This window comes from Pseudomonas sp. 34 E 7, assembly GCF_900005715.1.
Lineage (GTDB): Bacteria > Pseudomonadota > Gammaproteobacteria > Pseudomonadales > Pseudomonadaceae > Aquipseudomonas > Aquipseudomonas orientalis_A.
In genome coordinates this window covers 1-765 of sequence record NZ_CVTX01000024.1, presented here as the reverse complement: position 1 = coordinate 765, position 765 = coordinate 1, and the positions used below count along the sequence as shown (strand labels likewise).

1 protein-coding gene and 1 pseudogene are annotated in these 765 nt (G+C 62.5%); both read right to left on the bottom strand.

The window, feature by feature from the left end; all coding sequences use genetic code 11:
• Positions 1 to 339, bottom strand: a pseudogene (locus tag BFP96_RS00705) (arginine--tRNA ligase); the annotation flags it as partial.
• Between the two features lie 237 nt (positions 340 to 576).
• Positions 577 to 765, bottom strand: a 189-nt coding sequence (locus BFP96_RS00700; RefSeq protein ID WP_139113299.1) for a hypothetical protein, incomplete at its 5' end; no start/stop codon positions are given.

Below are 765 nucleotides of genomic sequence, written 5' to 3'. Positions count from 1 at the left end.
CTTGCGCACGCCGATGTGGGCGTCGGCCAGGGCGGCATCCAGGCGCGCGGCCAGGGCCTGGGTATTCTGGAAGAAGTTGATAAAGCCTGGGCCTGCGATTTCGGCCTTGGTGACACTGGCGTCGGCCGGCAGCGCGGCGATGATTTTTTCCGCGAGGTCGCGAGGCTTCATGCCCGCAGGCTTGGACAGCATCATCGCGATGTTGCTGGCGAAGTCGCCGTGGGTCTTGTCGCGGGTGTTCTCCACCTGGATCGCCGGCGACAGGCCTTCAGGCAACACACCTTCGTTGACGAGTTGGGTGAGGGCTTGTTGGATCAGCTGGCGAATGGTGTCTTTCATGGTGTTCTCTTTCGACCGCAAGCGGCGGCGCGCGATGCGCAGGTGGAAAAACTGGGCATTATCCGTGGCGAGGGCGGGCTTGCCAACCTTCGCAGGACCTGCGGAGCCTTTTTAGGTGACCCTACTCACTGTAGGAGCGAGCTTGCTCGCGAAAAACCTGAGGGCGTCGCGTTTATCCAGAATAAACGCAGTGTGCTTGAGTTTTTCGCGAGCAAGCTCGCTCCTACAGGGGACGGCTTAATACAAATCGACCGGGTCTACATCCAGTGACCATCGCACCTGCCGGCCGCTGGGCATTTGCTCCAGGGCCAGCAACCAGCTGCTCAATAGCCGATGCAGCGGCGCGCGGGACGTTGCCTGCAAGAGTAGCTGGGCCCGATACCGGCCGGCACGGCGTTCCATGGGCGCGGGCACCGGGCCGAGCAG